This is a genomic window from Kitasatospora sp. NPDC087861, from assembly GCF_044742585.1.
Taxonomy (GTDB): Bacteria; Actinomycetota; Actinomycetes; order Streptomycetales; family Streptomycetaceae; genus Kitasatospora.
Window position 1 is genome coordinate 148745 of the sequence record NZ_JBIUUS010000008.1, and the last position, 23493, is coordinate 172237.

At 73.8% G+C, this 23493-nt stretch carries 17 protein-coding genes and 2 pseudogenes; 10 read left to right on the forward strand and 9 right to left on the reverse strand.

All coding sequences use genetic code 11. The features are described from left to right. Window positions 1–280: 280 nt before the first annotated feature. The 3 genes and pseudogenes from ACIOJE_RS14425 to ACIOJE_RS14435 form a co-directional block, all read left to right on the forward strand. A pseudogene (locus tag ACIOJE_RS14425) lies at window positions 281–952 on the forward strand (FAD binding domain-containing protein); the annotation flags it as partial. After that, window positions 937–2136: pseudogene (locus ACIOJE_RS14430) on the forward strand (xanthine dehydrogenase family protein molybdopterin-binding subunit); the annotation flags it as partial. The pseudogenes ACIOJE_RS14425 and ACIOJE_RS14430, both read left to right, overlap by 16 nt. Window positions 2137–2220: 84 nt before the next feature. After that, window positions 2221–3396 carry an alpha/beta hydrolase gene (locus ACIOJE_RS14435; RefSeq protein ID WP_400776263.1) on the forward strand — a complete coding sequence of 392 codons (1176 nt, stop codon included), beginning with the start codon at window positions 2221–2223 and terminating at the stop codon, window positions 3394–3396. A gap of 55 nt (window positions 3397–3451) precedes the next feature. Here the strand turns inward: ACIOJE_RS14435 and ACIOJE_RS14440 are convergent, their stop codons facing one another. The 6 genes from ACIOJE_RS14440 to ACIOJE_RS14465 all read right to left on the reverse strand — a co-directional run bounded on the left by ACIOJE_RS14440 (window position 3452) and on the right by ACIOJE_RS14465 (window position 10791). Next, the gene (locus ACIOJE_RS14440) at window positions 3452–4549 is read right to left on the reverse strand and encodes a S1 family peptidase (RefSeq protein WP_400776265.1); all 1098 of its coding nucleotides are present in this window, start codon (window positions 4547–4549) and stop codon (window positions 3452–3454) included. Between the two features lie 292 nt (window positions 4550–4841). After that, window positions 4842–6308, reverse strand: a complete 1467-nt coding sequence (locus ACIOJE_RS14445) for an MATE family efflux transporter (RefSeq protein ID WP_400776267.1) — start codon at window positions 6306–6308, stop codon at window positions 4842–4844. An 8-nt stretch (window positions 6309–6316) separates the two neighbouring features. Then, window positions 6317–7345, reverse strand: a complete 1029-nt coding sequence (locus tag ACIOJE_RS14450; RefSeq protein ID WP_400776270.1) for a cysteine synthase family protein — start codon at window positions 7343–7345, stop codon at window positions 6317–6319. Window positions 7346–7425: 80 nt separating this feature from the next. Then, window positions 7426–8763, reverse strand: coding sequence for a Y4yA family PLP-dependent enzyme (locus ACIOJE_RS14455; RefSeq protein ID WP_400776273.1), 1338 nt, complete (start codon window positions 8761–8763; stop codon window positions 7426–7428). Next, complete coding sequence (locus tag ACIOJE_RS14460) at window positions 8754–9743, reverse strand: ornithine cyclodeaminase family protein (RefSeq protein ID WP_400776275.1); 990 nt, start codon at window positions 9741–9743, stop codon at window positions 8754–8756. The genes ACIOJE_RS14455 and ACIOJE_RS14460 overlap by 10 nt, the downstream gene beginning before the upstream one ends. A 58-nt stretch (window positions 9744–9801) precedes the next feature. Further along, on the reverse strand, window positions 9802–10791 hold the full coding sequence (locus ACIOJE_RS14465) for a TauD/TfdA family dioxygenase (protein WP_400776278.1): 990 nt from the start codon (window positions 10789–10791) through the stop codon (window positions 9802–9804). 366 nt (window positions 10792–11157) lie between these two features. On the opposite strand from ACIOJE_RS14465, the gene ACIOJE_RS14470 reads away from it, so the two are divergent. The 4 genes from ACIOJE_RS14470 to ACIOJE_RS14485 are packed head-to-tail and all read left to right on the forward strand — an operon-like array spanning window position 11158 to window position 16005. Further along, window positions 11158–12720, forward strand: coding sequence for an ABC transporter substrate-binding protein (locus ACIOJE_RS14470; protein ID WP_400776280.1), 1563 nt, complete (start codon window positions 11158–11160; stop codon window positions 12718–12720). Continuing rightward, entirely contained in the window at window positions 12705–13724 is a 1020-nt protein-coding gene (locus ACIOJE_RS14475; RefSeq protein WP_400672993.1) for an ABC transporter permease, read from the forward strand. Before ACIOJE_RS14470 ends, ACIOJE_RS14475 begins: the two co-directional genes overlap by 16 nt. Further along, window positions 13721–14542 (forward strand): ABC transporter permease, encoded by an 822-nt coding sequence (locus ACIOJE_RS14480; RefSeq protein ID WP_400776283.1) that lies wholly within the window; start codon window positions 13721–13723, stop codon window positions 14540–14542. The genes ACIOJE_RS14475 and ACIOJE_RS14480 overlap by 4 nt, the downstream gene beginning before the upstream one ends. After that, complete coding sequence (locus tag ACIOJE_RS14485; RefSeq protein ID WP_400776287.1) at window positions 14539–16005, forward strand: ABC transporter ATP-binding protein; 1467 nt, start codon at window positions 14539–14541, stop codon at window positions 16003–16005. Before ACIOJE_RS14480 ends, ACIOJE_RS14485 begins: the two co-directional genes overlap by 4 nt. A 43-nt stretch (window positions 16006–16048) precedes the next feature. Here ACIOJE_RS14485 and ACIOJE_RS14490 read toward each other — a convergent pair whose 3' ends face one another. Together ACIOJE_RS14490 and kdpB are read right to left on the reverse strand one after the other, a co-directional pair. Then, window positions 16049–16537 carry a universal stress protein gene (locus ACIOJE_RS14490; protein WP_400776290.1) on the reverse strand — a complete coding sequence of 163 codons (489 nt, stop codon included), beginning with the start codon at window positions 16535–16537 and terminating at the stop codon, window positions 16049–16051. Window positions 16538–16696: 159 nt separating this feature from the next. After that, entirely contained in the window at window positions 16697–18934 is a 2238-nt protein-coding gene (kdpB, locus tag ACIOJE_RS14495) for a potassium-transporting ATPase subunit KdpB (RefSeq protein ID WP_400776292.1), read from the reverse strand. A 374-nt stretch (window positions 18935–19308) separates the two neighbouring features. Here kdpB and ACIOJE_RS14500 point away from each other — a divergent pair, with 374 nt between their 5' ends. The 3 genes from ACIOJE_RS14500 to ACIOJE_RS14510 all read left to right on the forward strand — a co-directional run bounded on the left by ACIOJE_RS14500 (window position 19309) and on the right by ACIOJE_RS14510 (window position 22507). Further along, entirely contained in the window at window positions 19309–19503 is a 195-nt protein-coding gene (locus ACIOJE_RS14500; RefSeq protein WP_400776294.1) for a hypothetical protein, read from the forward strand. 41 nt (window positions 19504–19544) lie between these two features. Beyond that, on the forward strand, window positions 19545–20921 hold the full coding sequence (gene lysA, locus ACIOJE_RS14505) for a diaminopimelate decarboxylase (RefSeq protein ID WP_400776296.1): 1377 nt from the start codon (window positions 19545–19547) through the stop codon (window positions 20919–20921). 203 nt (window positions 20922–21124) lie between these two features. Beyond that, window positions 21125–22507, forward strand: a complete 1383-nt coding sequence (locus ACIOJE_RS14510; RefSeq protein WP_400776299.1) for a sugar porter family MFS transporter — start codon at window positions 21125–21127, stop codon at window positions 22505–22507. Between the two features lie 78 nt (window positions 22508–22585). On the opposite strand, the gene ACIOJE_RS14515 is transcribed toward ACIOJE_RS14510, so the two are convergent. Beyond that, the gene (locus ACIOJE_RS14515) at window positions 22586–23485 is read right to left on the reverse strand and encodes an NAD-dependent epimerase/dehydratase family protein (RefSeq protein ID WP_400776302.1); all 900 of its coding nucleotides are present in this window, start codon (window positions 23483–23485) and stop codon (window positions 22586–22588) included. Between the last annotated feature and the right edge of the window lie 8 nt (window positions 23486–23493).

Here is a 23493-nt window from a genome sequence, read left to right on the forward strand (position 1 = left end):
GGGGCTCGTCCTCGGATCTCGGGACAGCATAGCCCGGCCCCCAAGCCAACTTCGACACGCTTGTCGAAGTTGGCGCGGACAGGCGCGGGCGAGACGCGGGCCAGACGCGGACACGCGCGGGCAGGACGCGGGCACCAGGTGAGGGAGCCGGCCCCGCCGCTGGACGATCGACCAGGTCGGGGCGGGTGCGCCTGGTGTGCGGACCCACTCGCGCCCGGCCCGCCGCCGCGGCTTCAATCGCCGTACCGAAGGAACGATTCCGGCCGGGCGATGGAGCGACATGGATCTGAACACGGTGGCCGAGATACGCGACGCCCGCCGGGGCGGCACCTGGCGGCCCGGGGACGCCTGGCTCGGCGGTGGCACGTACCTGTTCTCCGAGCCGCAGCCGCACATCCGCCGACTGATCGACCTCGGCCGGATGGGCTGGGAACCGCTGACCCCGACCCCCGACGGAGACCTGGAGATCGCCGCGACCTGTACGGTCACCCAGCTCTCGCGCTTCCCCAAGCCCGCCGCCTGGGCGGCGGCGCCGCTGTTCGAGCAGTGCTGCCGGGCGTTCCTCGCGTCCTGGAAGATCTGGAACATGGCCACCGTCGGCGGCAACCTCTGCAACGGCCTGCCCGCCGGTCCGATGATCTCGCTGACCGCCGCCCTGGAGGGCGTCTGCCTGTTGCGCGCCCCGTCGGGGGAGCAACGCCGGGTCCCGGTCGTCGAGTTCGTCACCGGCGCCGGCGTCAAGGACCTGCGGCCGGGCGAACTGCTGCGCTCGATCACCCTGCCGGCCCGCGCCCTGGCGGCCCGGACGGCGTTCCGCCAGGCCTCGCTGTACGGGCTGGGCCGCTCCGGCGCCCTGCTGATCGGCACCCTCGACCCGGTGGACGGCTCGCTGACCGTCACCGTCACCGCCGCCACCGTCCGCCCGATCCGGTTCTGGTTCCCGCCGGGGCCTTTCGGGGCTACGGGCTCGGGCAGGTCACCTTCGCGGTGGAGTCGGCGATGGACGAACTGGCCCGCCGGCTGGGGATCGACCCGCTGGAGTTCCGGGAGCGCAACGTCATCGGCCCCGGCGAGGACATGCTCAGCCCCGGCGGCGAGGAGGAGGACCTGCACATCGCCAGCTACGGCCTCGACCAGTGCCTCCAGGTGGTCCGCGACGCGCTCGCGAACGACCGCAGCGCGGCGGACGCCCCCGCGGGCTGGCTGGTCGGGCAGGGCTTCGCGATGGCGATGATCGCCACCGGCCCGCCGGGCGGGCACTTCGCCGACGCCACCGTCGCCCTGCTGGAGGACGGCGGCTACGACGTCGCCGTCGGCACGGCCGAGTTCGGCAACGGGACGACCACCGTGCACCAGCAGATCACCGCGGGCGCACTCGGCACGACCGTCGACCGGATCGCGATCCGCCAGTCCGACACCGACGTGGTCCGGCACGACACCGGCGCCTTCGGCTCGGCGGGCACGGTGGTCGCGGGCAAGGCGGTGATGCGGGCTGCGAACGCGCTCGCCGAACGGCTGACCGCCTTCGCCGCCGAGTACGCGCGGGCCCCGCGCAGCCTGGTCCGGCTCGGCGCCGAGGCCGTCGACTGCGACGGGCGGAGCGCCCCGCTGAAGGAGCTGTACGCGGCGGCGCGCGAACGCGGCGTCGACCTCGCGGGCACCGGGCACTGGGGCGGCTCGCCGCGCTCGGTGGCGTTCAACTCGCAGTGGTTCCGCCTCGCCGTCGACCCGGACACCGGGGAGATCCGGATCCTGCGCAGCGTGCACGGCGCGGACGCCGGGCGGGTGATGAACCCGATGCAGTGCCGCGGGCAGGTCGAGGGCGGCGTCGCCCAGGCGCTCGGCGCGACGCTGTTCGAACGGGTGCTGCTGGACGACCGGGGCGAGGTCACCACGGCCGCGTTCCGCCGCTACCGCCTCCCCGCGTACGCCGACGTCCCGCGCACCGAGGTGCACTTCTCGACCACCTCGGACGCGATCGGCCCGCTCGGCGCCAAGTCGATGAGCGAGAGCCCGTTCAACCCGGTCGCCCCCGCCTTCGCCAACGCCCTGCGCGACGCCACCGGCATCCGCTTCACCGACCCGCCGTTCCTGCGCGACCAGGTCTGGCAGGCCCTCGCCGACCGGCGGGAATGACGCTCCGCCCGTGGATGGCTACCCTGGGTACGGGGCGCGCCGGCCCCGGCCGGTGGTCCACAGTGGTAGGGGAGGCCGGGACGGATGGGACTCACCAGTCACAAGCTGTTGGCGCTCGTGGGGCTGCTCGCGGTGTTCACGGTGCTCGGCACGCTCTGGGTCTGGCCCCGGCTGGCCGTCCGCAGCTGGCCCGCGATGTTCCTTCGGCTCGGCACCATCGCCCTCACCCAGCTCGCCCTGCTGGCCACCCTCGGGCTCGCCGTCAACGACTACTTCGTGTTCTACAGCAGCTGGGCGGACCTGCTGGGCCACAACCACGGCAGGGCCGTGATCCAGGGCGGTCCGGCCACGCCGGGCGTGGGCGCCACCGGTACCCCGGGCGCTTCCGGCACCCCGGGCGGGCCGGCGCCCGGCGTGCAGGTGCTCGGGAAGGCCGAGGTCACCGGCACGGGGTCGGAGAGCCGCGACCCGGCCCGGATCGGCCGGATCGACCGGGTCCGCATCCCGGGCCCGAGCACTGGCCTGTCCACGGACGGGTACGTCTATCTGCCGCCGCAGTACTTCCAGCCGGGGTTCGAGGGCCGGCGCTTCCCCGCCGTCATCGTCATGACGGGCTTTCCCGGAGACGCCACGAACCTGGTCACCAAGCTGCGCTACCCGGCCACCGAGCTCGATCTCCTCCGGAACGGGACGATGAAACCGGCCGTCCTGGTGCTGATGCGGCCCTCCCCGTCGATGCCCCGGGACAGCGAGTGCGAGGACATCCCGAACGGCCCGCAGGCGCAGACCTACTTCACCACCGATGTGCCGCAGGACATCCGGGCCTCGTACCGGGTCTCGACCGGGCCGAACAGCCTCGGGGCGATCGGCGACTCCACCGGCGGCTACTGCGCGTTGAAGCTCGGCATGGTGCACCCGCAGGTCTACTCGGCGGTGGTGTCACTGTCCGGCTACTTCAAGGCGGCGGAGGACATCACCACGGGTGACCTCTTCGGCGGCAGCCAGCAGCGCCGCGACGAGGCGGACCTCAACTGGCGGCTCGCCCACCTGCCCGCCCCCGCGGTGGCGGTGCTGCTCGCCGACAGCAAGGAGGACGGCAGTACCTACGCCGACTCGAAGGCCTTCGCCGCCGCCGCGCGCCCCCCGCTGACCGTCGCGCAGGCCACCGTCGATGCCGGCGGCCACAACTTCACCACCTGGAACCGGCTGATCCCGCCCTCGCTCGGCTGGCTGAGCTCGCACCTGGCCGATCCGGCCTGACCGCTGCTGGTCAGGCCGGATCGGCGGTCCGTGCCTGGCTGGGGCCGGTCCGCTTCTAGCCGATCGTCGCGCCGAAGTGGCTCAGCGCGGCGGTGACCGGCTGGAAGAAGGTCTCCCCGCCGCTGGTGCAGTCGCCGCTGCCGCCCGAGGTCAGGCCGACGGCCTGGTCGCCGGAGAACAGCGCACCGCCGCTGTCGCCGGGCTCGGCGCAGACGTCGGTGTCGATCAGTCCGTGGACCGAGCCCTCCTGGTAGTTCACGGTGGCGTTCAGGCCGGTCACGGTGCCGCCGTAGACGCCGGTGGTGGATCCGCTGCGCTGGACCGACTGGCCGACGAACGCCTGGGCGGCGCCGCTGATCGACTGCGTGGTGCCGTCGTACAGGTCGACGGCGCTCGGGTGTCCGACGGCGCTGGTGTACTTGACCAGCGCGTAGTCGTTCCCGGGGAAGGTAGCGCTGGTCACCGAGCCGATCTGGCCGCCGCCCTGGGAGTCCGACCAGCTGCGGAAGGCCACGCCGCAGTGGCCCGCGGTCAGGAAGTACGGCTGGCCGTTCTTGACGACGTTGAAGCCGAGCGAGCAGCGGGCGCCGCTGGCCCAGATCGCGTCGCCGCCCGCGATGAGGGGCTTGAAGCGGTCGGCCGACCGGTTCAGCCGGGCGGTGTCACCGAGGGCCGCGACCGCCGCCGTCAGTCGCTCCAGGTCCGCGCCGGTCACGGTGGGGTCCGCCGTGACCGCCACCTGGTCGGTGCGCGGGTCGATCGACCAGGCGGTGCCCGGTATGGTCGCGGTGCGCTGCAACTCCTGCTGCGCGCCGAGCAGTTCCGCCATCGAGTGGCGGACGGTGCGCGGCTGCGCGCCCGTCTGCCGGACGCGCTCGCCGGCCGCCGCGTCCAGGACGTTGACGACGAGCCTGCCGTCGGTGTCGACGTAGGCGCCCGCGCCGGCGCTGTCGCCGAGCTGCCCGGTGAGGTCGCTCGCGAGCCGTGCCGTGGCGGCGGCGGTGGTGGAGAACGTCCGCGGCACGGCCGCCCCGGACGGGGCGGCCTGCGCGGAGACCTGCGGGAGGATCAGCGCGGCGGTGAGGGCGGTGACGCCTGCGGCGGCGAGCGCGGTGCGGCGGGTCGGGGTCGGGGTGATCCGTCGTGTCTTCAACTCGGCTCCTGCTGTGGGGGATTGGGGCCTGAGGGAGGAGCCGCCGGGAGGGGCGCGCGCTGGGCGCGGGTCGGCGGCCGAACACTGGCCGGGTGCATGTCAACCGGCTGAGCCGAGTGTCCCGCCGGCGAAGGGCCGCTACAAGAAGGTGGCCCCACCCTGTTCCCCTGACTGCTGCCATGCGGAGCATTGGCGCAGAACTACAGGAATGTAGAGATGAGTTGGCGCCGAATCGGGCCACGCACGGCCGAACGCCCGTGGTGGCCTATGCAGGTGAACACGATTGCGCCGGCTAGACCGCAGGGACGGGCTCCTGGGTGTCGGTGGCCCGGGAGGCGAGGGCCCGGCCGTAGCGGCGCAGCAGCAGGACGGCGGTGGTGGCGAGGCCGATCAGCAGGCCGAGCCAGAGGCCGCGGGTGTCGCCGCCGAGGGGGTAGGCGAGCAGCCAGGCGGCGGGGAGGCCGACGAGCCAGTAGCCGACCAGGGTGATGCGGAAGCCGCTCCTGGTGTCGTCGAGGCCGCGGAGCAGGCCGACGCCGATGTTCTGCGCGCAGTCGAAGAACTGCAGGACGGCCACGACGCCCAGCAGTCCGGTGGCGATGTCCAGCCCCTGCTGGTCGGCGGCCGAGGACGGGTCGAAGTACGGCCGCAGCACCAGCTCGGGCAGGGCCAGGTAGACCGTCCCGACCACCGTCATGACGACGGCCCCGCAGGCGAGCGCGGTGTTGCGGATGCGCCGGGCCGCCGGATAGTCGCCCAGCGCCAGCTCCCGGCTGACGTTGATGGAGGCCGCGTGCGAGAGCCCCACCGCGACCTGGAACACCAGGTAGATCAGCTGGTTGACGGCGGTGTGCGCGGCCAGTGCAGCGGCGCCGAAGCTGCCGGCGAGCAGGGCGGTGACGGAGAAGAACCCGGCCTCGGAGCCGTAGGTGGCGGCGATCGGCGTGCCGAGGCCGAGCAGGCGCCGGACGGTCGGCAGGTCGGCCCGCCAGGCGCGCAGGCTGAGCAGCGGGCCGAGCAGCGGATCCCGGCGGGCGGAGCCGTAGAGGGCGAGGAAGGAGAGCAGGTGGACGCAGCTGGTGGCGACGCCGATGCCGGTCAGGCCCAGCTTCGGGAAGCCCCAGCTGCCGTGGATGAAGGCCCAGTTGAGGGCGGCGTTGACGGCGACGGACACCAGGGTGATCTGCAGCAGCGCCTGCGGGCGGCGCATGCCGACGGTGAACTGACGGATCGCCTGGAACCACAGGCAGGGCAGCAGACCCGGGGCGAGCGCCGCGAGCATGCCCTGGGTGCGGTGGGCGACGGCGGCCTCCTGACCGAGCAGGGTGGCGGCCTGGCCGATCAGGACCATCAGGACGGCGCCGGCGATCCCGGCGAGGGTGGCGACCGCCAGGGCGGCGCGGACCAGGCCGCGGACCTCGTCGTCGGCCCTGCGCTGGGCGTCGACTCCGCCGTCGGTCTGCTCGGCACGAGCGGAGTCGGCCTGCTCGGCGCGAGCGGAGTCGGCCTGCTCGGCGCGGGCGGCGGCGGCCGCGACCTGGTTGCCGACGGAGGTGACGAGGCCCACGCCCATGGTGCGCAGCTGGTTGAAGATGACCAGGGCGAGGCCGCCGGCCGCGAGCGCCTCGGTGCCGAGGACGCCCATCATGATGGTGTCGGTGGTGGTGAGGGCGACCTGGGCGAGTTGGGTGAGGGCGAGGGGGACGGCGAGCGCGGCCAGGGCGCGGCTGTCGCGGGCCAGGGTGGTCAGCTGCTGCATGGTGGAGTTCAGTTCCTGCGGAGTTTGGTGAGGGTCTCGTCGATGCCGGCTTCGACGGCGCCGTCGATCAGGGAACGGGCGTTCATCCAGTCGTCGTTGAAGACGGTGTCCAGGTACTTCTCGCCTCCGTCGTTGATGAAGGCGACCATAACCGCGTCGGGCGGGAGTTGGCCGAGGCGGGTCAGGGCCTCGTGGACGACCCCGCCGGCGGAGCCGCCGATCAGCAGGCCGGTGCGGCGGGCGACGACGCGGGCGGTGGCGAAGGCCTCGACGTCGCCGACCTTGACGCCCTCGTCGATGAGGTCGTAGTCGACGAGGAGGCCGATGGTGGCGCCTTCGGGGGTGCCGGTGCCGGACTGGTAGTAGTCGTGGGCGGGCGGGCCGAAGGCGATGGAGCCCTTGGGCTCGACGCCGATGACGGCGAGGCCGGGGACGGCCTTCTTCAGTTCCCGGGCGGTGCCGCACAGGCCGCCGCCGGTGCCGACGGCGCCGATCAGCACGTCCACCCGGTTGTCGAGGGCCTGGGCGATCTCGCGGCCGACGGCGTGGTAACCCACCGCGTTGCCGGGGTTGTTGTGCTGTTCGGTGAAGACGGTGTTCTCCCGCCCGCGGGCCATCTCCTCGGCGAGTTCCTCGCGGGCGGCGGTGTTGAGCTCCTCGCCGCCGTCCTCGGCGACGTAGACGAGGTCGGTGCCCATGGCCTTCATGCCGCGCAGCTTGTCGGCGGCGGCGTGGTTGTCGACGACGGCGGTGAAGCGGTAGCCGCGTTCGGCGGCGACGACGGCGAGGCCGAGGCCGGTGTTGCCGGAGGTGGACTCGATGATGTGCCCGCCCGGGCCCAGTTCGCCGCGTTCCTCGGCGTCGAGGACCATCTGGCGGGCCATCCGGATCTTGGCGCTGCCGGTGGGGTTGTACATCTCCAGCTTGAGGAGCAGCCGGGCGCCGTTGTCGGAGCGGGCGAGTTCGAACAGCGGGGTGTAGCCGATGAGGTCGGATATCCGGCTGACCACCGGGGGGCGGTGGAGGGCGTCGGTCATGGTGTGGGGCTCCGCGGGGACGGTGTGAGCGGGGACGGGGTAGGTAGGGACTCGGTGAGCAGGGCCGGGGTGGGCGGGAGTCAGCGGTCGAGGCGCCAGCGCGGCCGGTGGCCGTCCGCCGGGTGGTCGATGACGACCTTGGACGGCAGTGGCAGTTCGTGGAAGGGGGACTCGTTGGAGTCCATCTGGTAGCCGGCGGTGTTGGGGTAGACGAGCAGGTCGCCCGGGCGGGGGCGGGCGGGGAAGGCGATCTTGCGCCAGGTCAGGAGGTCGGAGTCGAGACAGCTGGCGCCGCCGACGCAGGCCGGGTAGGGCCCCGCCGAGGCGTCGGTGCGTGCGGTCAGCAGCAGCGGCTCGGGCAGGTACTCGCTGGCGAACCACTGCTCGGACAGGCTGAGGCTGGTCCCGTCGACGGTGACGATGCCGTACCCGGCGCGGTCCTTGACGCCCTGGACGCGGAAGACGGAGGAGCCGGCGCGGTCGAGCAGGGCGCGCCCGGGTTCGAGCAGCAGCGTCACCCCGGACTGCCGCAGCCGTTCGGCGAGGGTGGCGCCGGTGCCGCCGGGGCGGGCGGCGAGGATCGAGCGCAGCGCGTCCGCCCCGGCGACGGGGGAGTGGTAGGGGTAGAAGTCGGCTGCGGTGAAGGCCTTGTGGGCGTGGTAGTGCTCCGGCCCCTGTTCGGCGAGGAAGGCGTGCCAGTCGTCGGCGGGGACGTAGTCGACGGGAAAGCCGCCGCCGATGCTGATCCGGTCGGCCTGGAGGCCCAACGTCCGGGCCTTGAGGCAGAGTTCGACGAGCTCCCCGGCGAGGTCGGCACGCGGCCGGATCTCGTAGCCGGACAGGTGGAAGCTGAAGCCCTCCATCCGGACGGTGGGCCCGGCCTCGACGCAGCGCTCCAGCGCCTCGTGCAGCTGCGCCTCGTCGAGCCCGAACCGGCTGCGCGGCTGGGCCGGCGGGTGGCGGCGCAGCAGCACCCGGACGGGGCGCTCGCTGTTGAGGGCGAGGAGGCGGTCCAGTTCGTCGAGGGCGTCGACGGCGATCAGCGCGCCCTGCCGGGCGGCGACGCACAGGAGCCGGTCGTTCTTGGCGGGCCCGGTGACGACGAGGTCCTCGCCGCGCACGCCGTGGCCGAGGGCGTCGCGCAGTTCGCCGAGGGAGGCGACGTCGACGCCCGCGTCGGCCGCGGCGCAGCGGTCCATGAACACGGCGGCCTTGTTGGCCTTCTTGGCGTAGTAGACGAGGCCGTCGACGCCCGCGTCGGTGAGGGCGGCGCGGAAGGCCGCCAGGTTGGCGTCGAAGCGTTCCGGCAGCAGGTAGTGGAACGGGCCGCCGAGGCCGTGGGCGAGTTCGGCCAGCAGGCCGCTCGCGTGCAGGCGGGCGGCGAGCGGGTCGGGGTGCGCGGGCAGGCTCAGCGCCACAGGGCGACCTCGGTGCCGAGGTGCTGGGCGGCGGCGAGCTGGGCGAAGCGGTGGCCGAGCGCGATGTCGGTGACGACCAGTCCGCTGTTGTAGGCGAAGATGCGCTGGTCGGGGCTGGTGCGGGCGGTGGCGGCGCCGGAGACGGCGGCGGGCAGCTCCAGGTCGACGGCCGGGAACGTGCCGTCCGCGTCGGCCATGTCGGTGCCGGTGACGTGCATCTGGGCCTCGCTGGTGGCGATCACCCGGTCCGCGCGGTGCAGCGTGGAGGGGGCGAGGCCGTGGCCGACGAGGATCGACACGGCGCCGGGCTTGAGCCACTCGGCCTCGACGGCGGCGGGGGTGTGGCCGCCGGCGGTGGCGATGACGATGTCGGCGTCGGCGGCGGCGCTGCGCAGGTCGGTGACCAGTTCGAGCTCGCGGTCGGGGAAGTGCCGGGCGAGTTCGGCGCGGACGGCGGCGATGCCGTCGGGGTGGGTGCCGGACAGCAGCAGGCGCTCCAGCCCGGGCAGGGTGGTGAGCAGGAAGGGCAGGGCGAGGCGGCCCTGGGTGCCGGTGCCGATCACCAGCGCGGTGCGCGGGTCGGGCGCGGCGCACTCGCGGGCCAGCAGGGCGGAGACGGCCGGGGTGCGCAGCGAACCGATCCGGGAGCAGTCCATCATCGCCACCGGCAGGCCGGTGACGTCGTCGTAGATGGTCAGCGTCGTGTAGTAGTGCTGGCGTTCGCGGCTGTCGTGCAGGCCGTTCTTGTAGGAGGTCTTGACGGCGACGATGTCGCGGGAGCCGTCGCGGCCGAGCATGGCGTAGGAGACGGAGTGGCCGTCGGCGGGCTTGACGGTGAGTTTGCGCGGGTTGTCGGACAGTCCGGCGGCGAGGGTGCGGTAGGCCTGTTCGACGGTGTCGACGACGTCGGCGAGGGTGATGTCCAGGCCGGCGAGGTCGCTGGTGGAGAGTACGCGCAGGGTGGTGTCGTCGCGGTCCACGGGCGGGCCCTTTCGAGGTGGGTGGTGGTGGGGGCGGGGCCCAGGCGGGCCAGGTGGCCTAGACGGCCCAGGCGGTGAGGGCGGCCTGGCCGTAGCCGTGCTCGTCGTGCTCGGCGGTGGGCCGGGTGGGGCGCCCCTCGACGCGGGCGGAGGCGCGCTTGAGCCAGCGGTCGGTGCCGTCGTAGTGGGCCCGGAACGGCACCCGGCCGTGGACCACGATGTCGTTGTCGACGACCAGGATGTCCCCGGGCTCCAGGCTCACCGCGACGGAGACGCGGGCCAGTTCCTCGCCCAGGTGCCCGTACGCCTCGCGCCACGCCTGGTCGGTGCCGTCCAGGGGCGTGTAGGCCGGGTCGTAGCGCATGGTCAGGCCCTCGGGGGAGTCGAAGAGCGTGGGCACCGGCGCGGGTCGGCCACCGTAGTGCCGGGCCTGCTCGTACGCGTCGTCGGGCAGGATCGGTGCGACGGGGCGCCGGAGTTGGTCGACGTCCGACTCGGAGAGCCCGGTCAGGCGCACGCTGGCTGCGGTGGTGGCGATCCGGTCGTGGTTGCGCATGCAGCAGAGCAGCAGAAGGTGCGCGCGGCCGGGGTGGAAGGCGTCCTCGGTGTGCGGGGTGAGCAGGACGGAGCTGGAGGCGCCGGTCTGCTCGCTCTCGTGGCCGGGCGAGGGCACGATGTTGTGGACGAACCGGCCGTCCTGCTGGCCGTCCCAGGCGATCGGGGTGCCCATCAGGGTGGAGACGAGCAGCAGCACCACGTCCCAGCCGGCGCCGGCGTCCTCGACCTTCGACCAGTGGGCCGGGGTGGGGCCGAGGCGGGCGTCGTCGACGGTCAGGCCGCGCAGGACGAACAGGCCGTCGGCGGTGTCGACGGGACGCAGGGTGTGGCGCAGGGCGGGGCTGAGGGCGGCGCACGCGGTTGGCAGGTCGGCGAGCAGTCCGGGGCTGGTGGCGGAGCCGTGGCGGACCAGCAGGGCGTCGGCGGCGCCGGTGAGTTCGGCGACGGCGGCGGCATCGAGCGGGCGGACCGGTGCGGGGCAGGCGGGCACGGGGGGCACCTTCCAGGGGTGGCGTGGGCAGGTGTCGGCGGCCGGGCGACGATCGAGAACCTAACAACCGGCCTTAGGTAAGGCAATCCTTACCAGTGAGTCTGACGGAGTTCCGGTGGCGGTGTGGTCGCGTACGTGTACGGAGGAGTGGGGGTGGGGCTCAGTTGCCGTTGTGCGGGCGTGAGTTGGATCACGGCTGGGCCGGGGCGCCCTTGCGCCATTCCGGCGCAGGTGGGTTGCGCTGAGCTGTGATTTTAGGATAGGCAAACCTAAGCATTTTCGCTTGAGCCTGCTTCAGGGCTGTTCCAGCCTCGTCGTGCTCAACCCCGCTCAACCCCGCTCCACCCGGAAACGAGGACGTACGACGTGAGCGTCACCAGACGACAGCTGATGTGGGCCACCGCCGGAATCGGCGCCGCCGGGGTGCTCGCCGCCTGTGGCGGCGCCAAGCCCGGCGCCGGGAGTACCGCCCCGTCCTCCGGCGCCGCGGGCGAAGAGCCCCGCAGCGGCGGCACGTTGAAGATCGGCGCGCTCGGCCGGGCCTCCGCCGTCACCCGGGATCCGCACGGCACCCAGTCCAACGAGAGCGACTACCTGATCATCAGCCTGCTCTACGACACGCTGACGATCCCCGGCGACATCACCAACACCGCCCCCCGGCTCGCCGCTTCCTGGAAGCCCTCCGAGGACCTCAGGACCTGGCGGTTCACGATCGCCGACGGCGCCACCTTCCACGACGGCACCCCCGTCACCGCCGAGGACGTCGTCTGGTCGCTCAAGCGCCTGCGCAACACCCCCTCCGGCAAGAGCCGACTGCCCGGCATCCAGCCCGAGGGCATCCAGGCCGAGGACGCCAGGACCGTCGTCCTGGTCTCCGACTACCCCAACGCCGAACTGCCGCTGCTCACCCGGCTCACCACGTTCGTCCTCAAGAAGGACACCAAGGACGACGCCCTCGCCGGCGCCCCCGGCACCGGCCCGTTCAAGCTCGACTGGTACCGCGACGGCAACGCCCGCCTCGTCCGCAACGACCGGTGGTACGGCGGCAAGCCGCCCCTGGACGCCGTCGAGGTCCGCATCTTCGAGAGCCCCCAGGCGATGGCCAACGCCCTGCTCGCCGGGCAGATCGACGTCGCCTCCAACGTCGGCGCCGTCGCCGCCCGCACCGCCGAGGCCCGCAAGGACGTCCAGATCCTGCGTCGCCCCAACGACATGGCGATGCCCGTCGTCATGCGCACCGCCGACGGCCCGTTCGCCGACGCCCGGGTCCGCGAGGCGCTGCGCCTGGCGGTCGACCGCGACGCCATGGTCAAGCAGGTCCTCTCCGGCTACGGCACCGTCGCCAACGACATCCTCGGCACCGGCGACCCGGTCTACGCCAAGGACGTCCCGCAGCGCAGGCGCGACCTCGACAAGGCCAGGCAGCTGCTCGCCGAGGCCGGCTTCGACACCGGCAGGACCTACGACCTGATCACCACCGAGGACATCGCCGGCCTCGCCGAGTCCGCGACCCTCTTCGCCACCCAGGTCCGCGAGGCCGGCGTGAAGATCAATGTGGTCAAGCAGGACTCCAAGGTGTTCTGGGACGCCACCTGGCTCAAGGGCCAGCTCTACACCAGCTACTGGGGCACCAACGACGCGGTGGTCTTCTTCGCCTCCAAGACCATGCTCTCCGACGCCGGCCAGAACGAGGCCGGCTGGAACGAGCCCGCCTTCGACGAGGCCTACCGCAAGGCCATGGGCACCGCCGACGCCACCGAGCGCGGCAAGCTGCTGCACCAGCTCCAGGAGATCGAGTACGCCGGGTCCGGCTACCTGCTCTGGGGCATGGCCGACGGCATCGACCTCGCCGGCTCCGCCGTCCGGGGCCTGCCCACGCTGCCCGGCTACGGGCGCGTACAGCTCGAAAAGACCTGGCTGGCGCGTTGACCACCGCCTCGGTGACGCCCACGCACACTCCCGCCGGGGGCGCCGCCGCGTCCCCGGCGGGGCGGCTCGGCGGCCTCGGCCGGGTCGGGCTGCTCGCCGCCCGCCGGATCGGCCTGCTCGCCGTCCTGCTCGCCGCCGTCTTCGCGGCCGTCGAACTGCTGCCCGGCGACGCCGCCGGCGCCACCTCCGACCGCGGCGCGAGCGCCGCCGAGGTGGCCGCCCGCCGCGCCGCCCTCGGGCTCGACCGGCCACTCCCGGAACGCTTCTGGGACTGGATGACCGGCCTGCCCACCGGCGACCTCGGCACCACCGCCCACGGCGAACCGGTCACCTCCGTGCTGGCCGGCCCCTTCCCCAACACCCTGCTGCTCGGTGGCCTCGCCCTCGCCGCCAGCGTCCTCGGCGCCCTCGCCCTCGGCGGCTGGGCCGCGCTGCGCCCCGGCGGCCGCGTCGACCGGACCATCGCGGTACTCGCCACCGCCGCCTTCGCGCTGCCCGAATTCGTGCTCTCCGTCGGCCTGTTGCTGGTCTTCTCGCTGTGGACCGGCTGGCTGCCCGCAGTCACCCTCACCGGCGCCGACGGCGCACCCGCCTCCTGGGACATGATCGTGCTGCCCGCCCTCGCCCTGGCCGTCCCGCAGATCGGCTGGAACACCCGGATCGTCCGCGGTGCCCTCGCCGACCAGGCCGCGCTGCCGCACGTACGGGCCGCCGTCCTGGACGGACTGCCGCGCCACCGCATCCTCACCCACCACCTGCTGCCCGGCGCCCTGCCCGGCATCGCCGTCGCCACCGCCACCTCGGCCGGCATGCTGCTCGGCGGCGCCGTCGTGGTCGAGACGCTGTTCAACTACCCCGGGATCGGTGCCGTCCTCGCCGGGGCCATCGCCGATCGGGACACTCCGCTGGTGGCCGGCGTGGTCGCCGCGGCCGGGGCCGCCATCAGCGTCCTGCTGCTCGCCGCCGACCTGATCCGGGAGCGGGTCCTGGGGGTGCGCGGATGAGCGCCTTGCCCAAGCAGCGCCGCCGGGTGCTGGTCCGCGCCCTGCCCGCCCTGCTGCTGGTCCTGCTCGCGCTCACCGGGCCGCTGCTCGCCCCGCACCCCGTCGACCTGCCGCTCACCGCGCCCTACGGGGCCCCGGACGACCAGGCCGTGCTCGGCGGCGACCAGCTCGGCCGCGACGTGTTCAGCCGCCTGCTGCACGGTGGCGCGCCGCTGATCGCCACCGCGCTCACCGTCGCCGTGCTGGTCACCGGCGCCGCCACCGTGCTGGGCGTGCTCGCCGTGCTGCGCCCGCGGCTCGGCCGCTGGGTCGAACGGACCGCCGACGTCGCCATCCTGCTGCCCGCCGTGCTCGGCATCATGCTGATCGCCCTCGCCTGGCCGGCCGGCGGCCGCCTGGCCGTTGCCGCCGCGGCGGTGGTGCTCGGCACCCCCTACGCCGTCCGGGTGGTCGCCGCCGCGGCCGCGCCGATCGCCGCCACCGGCTACGTCGAGGCCGCCGCGGCCGGCGGCGAACGGCTCTGGTACCTGGTCACCCGCGAGGTCCTGCCCAACCTGCGGGCCACCGTCCTCGCCCTGTTCGGGCTGCGCTTCGTCGAGGGCGTGTACGTCGTCTCGGTCGCCGCCTTTCTCCAGCTCGGGCCGCAGCCTCCCGAAGCCGACTGGGCGCTGATGATCCGCGAGAACTCCGCCGGGATCCTGCTCAACCCGTGGGCGGTCGCCGCGCCGTGCCTGGCCATCGGCCTGCTCGCGGTCAGCGTCAACCTCGCCGCCGACGCCCTGGCCCCCACCCGGACCGACTCGGAGGCAGTGCTGTGACCGACACCCCCACCGCCCGAGTGGACCGGCTCGCCGTCGCCCTCACGGACGGCACCCCGCTGCTCGCCCCGGTCAGCCTCGACCTGCGCCCCGGGCGGGTGCACGCCGTCACCGGCCCCTCCGGCGCGGGCAAGACCACCCTGCTGCACGCCCTCGCGGGCGCCCTGCCCGCGGGCGCCCGCGCCACCGGACGGGTCACCGTCCTCGGCCAGGACGTCCTCGACCTCGCCCCCGAACCGCTGCGCCGGCTGCGCCGCCACCGGATCGCCTTCCTCGGCCAGGACCCGGGCTCCGGCCTCAACCCCCGGATGCGGGTCGCCAAGCTGCTCGCCGAGACCGCCGTCGACCGCAGCCCGCAGGCGCTGCGCGAGCTGCTCGCCCAGGTCCGGCTGCCCGCCGACCAGCAGCTCGAACGCCGCCGCCCCGCCGCCCTGTCCGGCGGCCAGCAGCGCCGCGTCGCCCTCGCCCGGGCCCTCGCCCGCCGCCCCGACCTGCTGCTCCTCGACGAGCCCAGCGCCGGTCTCGACTCCGAACTGCGGGACGAGATCGCCGACCTGCTGCGTGAACTGGCCCGCCGGCACGGCATCGCCGTCCTGCTCTCCAGCCACGACGCCGCCTTCGTCGCCCGCTGCGCCGACGAGGTGCTCGCCCTCGCCCCGGCCCGCCCCGGGGCCGTCCCCGTCCAGGCCGCCGTCCAGGCCGCCGTACGGACCTTCCGGCCCGGACCGGGTGAACCGGGCTCGGACCGCGCCGCCGCCGGACTGGCCGCGCTCGGCGTCGACGCCCACGTCGGGTACGGGCGCGGGCGGCGCCGGATCCTCGCCGGGGTCGACCTGCACCTGGCGCCCGGCAGCTGCACCGGCATCACCGGCCCCTCCGGCGCGGGCAAGACCACCCTGGTCCGCGTCCTCGCCGGGCTCCACCCGCCCACCGGCGGCACCCTCGCCCTGGACGGCGCCCCGCTGGCCGGCTCGCACCACGCCCGCACCCGCGAACAGCGCCGCCGCGTCCAGCTCGTCCCGCAGAACCCGCTCGGCGCGCTCAACCCGGCCCGCACCGTCGGCGCCACCCTCACCAGGCCGCTGCGGCTGCACCACGCCACCCCGCACGAGCAGTGCCCCGGTCGGATCGCCGAACTGCTGGCCGCCGTCGACCTCCCGGCCGACCTGGCTGCCCGGCACCCGCACGAGCTGTCCGGCGGCCAGCGTCAACGCGTCGCCATCGCCCGGGCGTTGGCGGCCGAGCCGGACGTCCTGCTGTGCGACGAGGTGACCTCGGCGCTGGACGCCGACACGGCGGCGGGCATCATGGCCCTGCTGGGCCGGCTGCGCGCCGAGCACGGGGTGACCTTGGCGCTGATCAGCCACGACCTGCCACTGGTACGCGAACACGCGGACACGGTGGTCGAGTTGGGGCCGGCTCCGGACATGATGGCGCCCGCCGGCTCGGCGTGGGTGAGGTGACGCGCCGAGTCGGCGGGCGGGCTATGGGTCGGTGGGCGGCGGGTCAGACCCGCCCGAGCAGAGGCAGCGGGGCGCCGGTGCGGGCGGGGAGTTCGAGCCGGGTCAGCAGGGCGGAGGGCGACACCTCGACCACCGGGCAGCCCGCGCGGTGGCGGCAGTGCCGGGCCACCGAGCCGTGCCGCAGCCGGTCGAGGCGGCGGCGGGTGGCGGCGCCGAGGACCAGCAGGTCCGCCGGCCCGGTGACGGCGCCGACCAGGGCCGGCCCCGGCTCGGCGTTGACCACCAGCGGGTGGATGACCAGGCCGGCCGGGTAGCCGCCGTAGGCCTGCTCGAAGGCGATGTCCAGCCGCCGCCGGGCGGCGTGCTCCAGTTCGGACAGCGGGCGCAGCCCGTCCCGCTCGCTCGCGGTCCAGGCGACGACGGGCACCAGCACGGCCTCGTGGCGGGCCGCCTCGCCGACGGCGTGGTAGAGGGCGGCCAGACTGCTCAGTGATCCGCTCAGGCCGACGATCACTCGGGTGGTCCCGGTCATGGCGGTTCGCCTCCGTCTCTCCGGTGCTGTCTCGCCGGGTCGGTACTCCCAGGCTTCGGATGACTCCAGTGAACCCCGGAACCGGTTCGTCCGTACCACCGCTGACACCACCATGACGCCGGCCGCGGACTTCTTGACGGCCTCCTGACAGCCGCCGGGTCAGCCAAGCCCGGGCACGAACTGGATCAGCAGGTCGATCGCCTTGATGCCGAGGAACGGCAGGATCAGCCCGCCCAGTCCGTACACCCGCAGGTTGCGCCGGAGCAGGTCGGTGGCGGAGGCGGGCTGGTAGCGGACACCGCGCAGGGCCAGCGGGATCAGCGCGATGATGATCAGCGCGTTGAAGATGATCGCGGAGGCGATCGCCGAGGTGGGGCTGTGCAGTTCCATGATGTTGAGGTGGTGCAGGCCGGGATAGGAGCCGGCGAACATCGCGGGGATGATCGCGAAGAACTTCGCCACGTCGTTGGTGATCGAGAAGGTGGTCAACGCGCCCCGGGTGATCAGGAGTTGCTTGCCGATCCGGACGATCTCGATCAGCTTCGCCGGGTTGGAGTCGAGGTCGACCATGTTGCCGGCCTCCTTGGCGGCCGGGGTGCCGGAGTTCATCGCCACCCCGACGTCCGCCTGGGCGAGGGCGGGGGCGTCGTTGGTGCCGTCTCCGGTCATCGCCACCATGTTCCCGGCGGCCTGCTCACGCCGCAGGTGGGCGAGCTTGTCCTCGGGGGTGGCCTCGGCGAGGAAGTCGTCGACCCCGGCCTCGGTGGCGATGGCGCGGGCGGTGAGCGGGTTGTCGCCGGTGACCATGACGGTGCGGATGCCCATCCGCCGCAGCTCGGCGAAGCGTTCGGCGATGCCCTCCTTCACCACGTCCTTGAGCTCGACCACGCCGAGCGCGCGGGCGCCGTGCCGGTCGTGGACGGCGACCAGCAGCGGGGTGCCGCCGGCCTCGGCGATCCGGTCCACCAGCGGCTCGGCCTCCATCGGCATCCGCCCGCCGGACTCCACCACCCACCGGGCGACGGCGCCGGCGGCACCCTTGCGGATCAGACAGCCCGTCCCGTCGGGCCAGCTGAGGTCGACGCCGCTCATCCGGCTGTGCGCGCTGAACGGGACGGGCCGCTGCTCGCCGAGTTCGCCGGGTGCGCGAGGCGGCACCCAGTACTGACGGTTCGTCAACTCGATGAGGGAGCGACCCTCCGGCGTCTCGTCCGCGACCGAGGCCAACTGGGCCGCCTCGGCGAGCTGTTCGGTGCTCGCGCCGGGCAGCGGGTGCAGCGCGACGGCCCGGCGGTTGCCGTGGGTGATGGTGCCGGTCTTGTCGAGCAGCAGCACGTCGACGTCCCCGGCGGCCTCCACCGCCCGGCCGGACAGGGCGACCACGTTGCGCTGTACCAGACGGTCCATCCCGGCGATGCCGATCGCGGACAGCAGCGCGCCGATGGTGGTCGGGATGAGCGCGACCATCAGGGCGACCAGCACGACGGTGGTCTGCGGCGCGTGCGCGTAGATCGCCATCGGCTGGAGCGAGACCACGGACAGCAGGAAGACGATGGTGAGCGAGGCGAGCAGGATGTTGAGCGCGATCTCGTTCGGGGTCTTCTGCCGGTCGGCCCCCTCCACCAGGGCGATCATGCGGTCGACGAAGCTCTGCCCCGGCCGGGAGGTGACCCGCACGACCAGGTGGTCGGAGAGCACCCTGGTGCCGCCGGTGACACCGGTGCGGTCGCCGCCGGATTCGCGGATCACCGGCGCGGACTCCCCGGTGATCGCCGACTCGTCGACGGCGGCGACGCCCTCGACCACCTCGCCGTCCTGCGGCACGACCTCGCCGGCCGGCACCAGCACCACGTCGTGCAGCATCAACTGCTCGGCGGGAATGACGTCGTGGCGGTGGTCGCTGGTGCCGACCCGCCAGTGCAGCAGCCGCCGGGCGGTGGTCCCGGCCTGGGCGCGGCGCAGCGACTCGGCCTGCGCCTTGCCCCGGCTCTCGGCGACGGCCTCGGCGAGGTTGGCGAACAGCACGGTCAGCCAGAGCCAGAAGCCGATCACCCAGGCGAAGACGCTCGGGTGGATCACCGCGCTGAGGGTGGTGAGCGCCGAGCCGGTCTCCACCACGAGCATCACCGGGTTGCGCATCATGGTGCGCGGGTGGAGCTTGCGGACGGCGGCGGGCAGGGCCTCGGCGAGCTGGCGGCGGGTGATGAGCCGGCGCCGCCCGCCGGGCTTGCTCGGCCGGTGGCTCGGGTGGTGGTGCGGGTGCTGATCGGACCGGTGGTCCGGTTGGCGGTCCGCTTGGTGGCGTGGGGACTGCTCGGGGACCCGTGCCGGGCGACGGAACCAGTCGGTTCGGGCGGCGGTGGTGGTGTCCGGTGGGGTGAGGGCCGAACGGCGCATCGTCTCGGGGGACCTTCCGGGCCGCCCCGAAGCGGCGGGACGGCGTGCTCGGTGGCGACGGGGACGGCGCACAGCCCACCATCGGATCCCTGCCCGTCATGCACCTCTTGACGCGGGCTTGGCGCCGGGGCGGGCGTCCTTGACAGCTCTCTGACACGCGAGTCGATCGGCCGTTCGGGTGTGCGGGCGGCCGTTCGGGTGAGCCTCTGTGGCGGCGGATGCCGGGCGGGCGGCGGCGGATGTCAGGAAGGCGTCAAGGACGCCCGGCGGCGCGTAGGCCACGCGTCAAGGCCCGGTGCGATCGGCGGCCGGTGGGGATCCACTGAATCGAGGGCCGCACCACGGCGGCCCGCCCGAGCCCCGAGGAGCCTCTCGTGAACAGCACGATCGCCACCGCCGTCGAGCAGCCGACGCGCCGCCTGGTCCGCCTGGTGTCTGCCGCCGGCCGCCAGGACGGCCAGGACCGCCAGGACGGCGCCGAGCCGCCGCATCCTGCGCCCGCGGCCACGGTCGGCCACGACCGCGGTCGCCCGGCGCACTGCCGGATCGCGATGCATTTCGAGGACTGACCGGCCCCCTGCACCCCGCCCCACCCCCTTGGAGTACCGCCATGACCCAGCTCACCGCCCCGGCCTTCCCCGCCCCCTCGACCGCCCCTTCGACCGTCCCCTCGACCGCCCCCGCCGACGCGCTCGGCGGCCCCTGGCCGGCCTCGGCGCGGCCCGGTCCCGGCGGTGACGTGCTGGTCGGCGGGGTGGGGCTGGCGGAGGCCGCCGAGCGGTTCGGCACCCCGCTGTACGTCCTGGACGAGGCCGAGGTGCGGGGCCGCGCGCGGGCGTACCGGCGGGCGCTGCCGCACGCCGAGGTGCTGTACGCGGCCAAGGCCTTCCTGTGCAGCGCGATGGCGGACTGGGTGGCAGAGGAGGGGCTGGGCCTGGACGTGTGCTCCTCCGGCGAGCTGTGGCTGGCCGCCTCGGCCGGCTTCCCGGCGCAGCGGATCCTGCTGCACGGCAACGCCAAGTCCCCGGAGGAGCTGCGGCTGGCCCGGCGGCTGCGGGTGGGGCGGATCGTGATCGACGGGCCGGCCGAGATCGCCCGGCTGGCCGCGCTGGTGGCCGCCGACACCCCGCAGCGGGTGCTGGTCCGGGTGGTGCCGGGGATCGCGGCCGGGCACCACGCGGCGGTGCGGACGGGCGTGGGCGGACAGAAGTTCGGCTTCCCGATCGAGGGCGGGGACGCGGCCGACGCGATCGCCCGGGTGCTGGATCAGCCCGGGCTCGAACTGGCCGGTCTGCACTGCCACCTGGGCTCGCAGATCACCGAGGTGGAGCCGTACCTGCAGGCGGTGGACGCGCTGGTGCGCCTGCTCGCGGAGATCCGGGCGCAGCACGGCGTGGAACTGCCCGAGCTGGACCTCGGAGGGGGCCACGGCATCCGCTACCTGCCGGGGGACGCCGAGCTGGACGTCGCCGACTTCGCGGTGCGGGTGACCGACCGGCTGGCGGTGCGCTGCGCCGAGGCGGGCCTGGAGGTGCCGCGCCTGATCGTCGAGCCGGGCCGCGCGGTGGCCGGGCCGGCCGCGGTGGCGGTGTACCGGGTGCTGTCGGTGAAGCACACCGCGGACGGCCACTGCTTCGCCGCCGTGGACGGCGGGATGAGCGACAACCCGCGCCCGGCGCTGTACGGATCGCCGTACAGCGTCCGGCTGGTGGGCCGCCGCTCGGAGACGGGCGCCGCCCGGGTGGACGTGGTGGGCCGCCACTGCGAGGCCGGCGACGTGCTGGTGCGCGACGCCGTCCTGCCCGCCGACCTGCGGCCGGGCGACCTGCTGGCCGTCCCGGCGGCCGGGGCCTACCAGCTGTCGATGGCGTCGGGCTACAACCTGGTCGGCCGCCCCGCCGTGGCCGCGGTGAAGGACGGCCGGGCCCGGCTGCTGATCCGCCGCGAGACGGTGGAGGACTTCCGCCTGCGCGAGGTCGGGAGGTAGGTCTGCGCGGCGGTTCGCCATTTGGTTCTGAATTCATGGATGTGAACCAACATCTCGGTGGATATCAGTCGATAACTGGACATAGCCAAAGCCCTCAATTCGTGGATGTGGACGAGAGGTCTTGACCGGTCAGTGGGTTGCCGCTTCACTCCCGGGTCAGGAGCACCGCCACCGGTCACTCACGAGACAGGGCGATCCCATCCATGACCCAGAGCACCGCGTCCGCGGTGTCGTCATCGACACCGCGCAGCATCAATCCCGTGACGCTGTACGCCTTCGGCGCGCTCGGCGGCATCCTGTTCGGCTACGACCTCGGTGTCATCGCGGGCATTCTGGTCGTCATATCCAAGACCTGGCAGCTGTCCGGCCTGGACAAGGGGGTCGTCACGGCGGCGCTGTCGGTCGGGGCGGTGCTCGGTGCGGGCCTCGCCGCCCGGCTGACCGGCCGGATCGGCCGCCGGCGCACCATCATGGTGGCCGGTGGCGTGGTCATCCTGGGCACCCTGGCCTGCGTGCTGGCGCCGGGCTTCGGCTCGCTGGTGGCCTTCCGTACCGTCCTCGGGCTGGGCGTCGGCCTCTCGTCCGCGACCGTGCCCACCTACCTGTCCGAGCTGGCGCCGGCCAGGATCCGCGGTGCGATGGGCTCGCTCAACCAGATCTTCATCGTCAGCGGCATCCTGATCGCCTTCCTGGTCGACTACTGGCTCCAGCCGCACGGGCAGTGGCGCTGGATGTTCGCCGGCGCCCTGCTGCCCGCGGTGGTCCTGGTGGCCGGGCTGGCGTTCCTGCCGGAGACCCCGCGCTGGCTGGTGAACCTGGGCCGCGAGGACGAGGCCCGGGCCGTCCTGGCGGCCACCCACCCGGCGGACGAGATCGAGGCCGAACTGGCGTCCATCCGCGAGGTCATCCGCCTGGACACCGGCCAGACCGCCTACCGGGTCCGGGAGTTGCTGGCGCCGTGGGTGCGTCCGATGCTCTTCGTCGCCCTGCTGCTCGCGATCGGCCAGCAGTTCAGCGGGGTCAACGCGATCAACGCGTACTTCCCGACCATGCTGGTCGCGCTCGGCCTCACCGCCAACACCGCGCTGCTCTCGGCGGTCGTCCTCGGCGTCACCAAACTGGCCTTCACCGCCTGGGTGGTCTTCGTGGTGGACCGCTGGGGCCGCAAGCCGCTGCTGCTGATCGGCAACGTGGTGATGGTGGTGACCCTCGCCCTGGCCGGCTGGGTGGTGACCCACGTCCACGACAAGGGCACCCTCGGCGTGCTGACCGTGGTGCTGCTGGTGCTGTACCTGGCCGGGTACGAACTGGGGTGGGGTGCGGTGGTCTGGGTGATGATGGCGGAGGTCTTCCCGCTGAAGGCGCGCGGCGCGGGGATGGGCGTGGCCTCCGTCGTGCTGTGGGCGGCGACCGGTGTGATCACGGCCGTCTACCCGATCATGTCCGACGGCAACCATCTGGGCGTCGGCGGGTCGATGTACGTCTTCGCCGGGGTCAACGTGGTGCTCCTGCTCCTCACCACGTGGCTGGTCCCGGAGACCAGGGGCCGCAGCCTGGAACAGATCGAACTCGGCCTGCGCCACTGAGACACGGACGGGCCCCGGCCTGCCCCGGCCGCCGTGTTCGTCCGGCGGGCGGGGCGAGCCGGGGCGCCGCGCGTCCGGTCAGCGGGGGGCGTGGCCCTGGCGGGGCGGGAGGCTGGTCACGGGGGCTCCGCAGAGGTGGTCGGCGTCGAGGTCGGGGAAGGTGAAGCGCCCTCCCAGGTGGGCGAGGACGGGGTCGTCGGCGGCGGGCTGTCCGTGGGCGGCGAGGACGGCGCCGGCGTGGACCTCGGCGTCGTCGACGGGGGCGTAGCCGAGCGCGCGGGCCTCGTCGAGGGAGACCCAGCCGCCCCTGGTGTTGGGGGAGACGCCGTACACGATCCGGTAACCGGGGTGCTCGACGGCGAGGCAGGCCTCCAGCAGGCGGGCGCAGTCGTCGGGGGAGAGCCAGGTGGAGAGGGCGCGGGGGTCGGGCGGCTCGGCGAAGCAGGTCATGATGCGGATGCAGATGACGTCCAGTCCGTACCGGTGGTGGTAGAGCGCGCCGAGTGCCTCGCCGGCCACCTTCGAGACGCCGTAGTACGTGTCGGGCAGGGGCGGGGTGGCGGCGGTGAGCGGGTACTCGGCGGGGGTGCGGAAGCCGACGGCGTGGTTGGACGAGGCGAACACGACCCGGGGGACGCCGGCGCGGCGGGCGGCCTCGAAGACCGTGTGGGTGCCGTTGATGTTGACGTCGAGGATCCGCTCCCAGGGCGCTTCGAGGGAGAGCCCGCCGAGGTGGATCACGGCGTCGACCCCTTCGCAGGCCGCCCGCATCGCGACCGGGTCGGTGACCGAGGCCTGGACGAACTCCTCGCCCTCGCCCGGTTCGAGGGCGACGAGGTCGAGCAGCCGGAGGGTGCGGCCGGGCCGGGCCAGCCGCGGCCGGATCAGGGTGCCGACGCCGCCTGCCGCGCCGGTGACGAGGATTAGGGACACGGTGAACTCCCTTGCCTGGCTTGTCTGGATGGGGGCGCCGCCCATGCTCACAG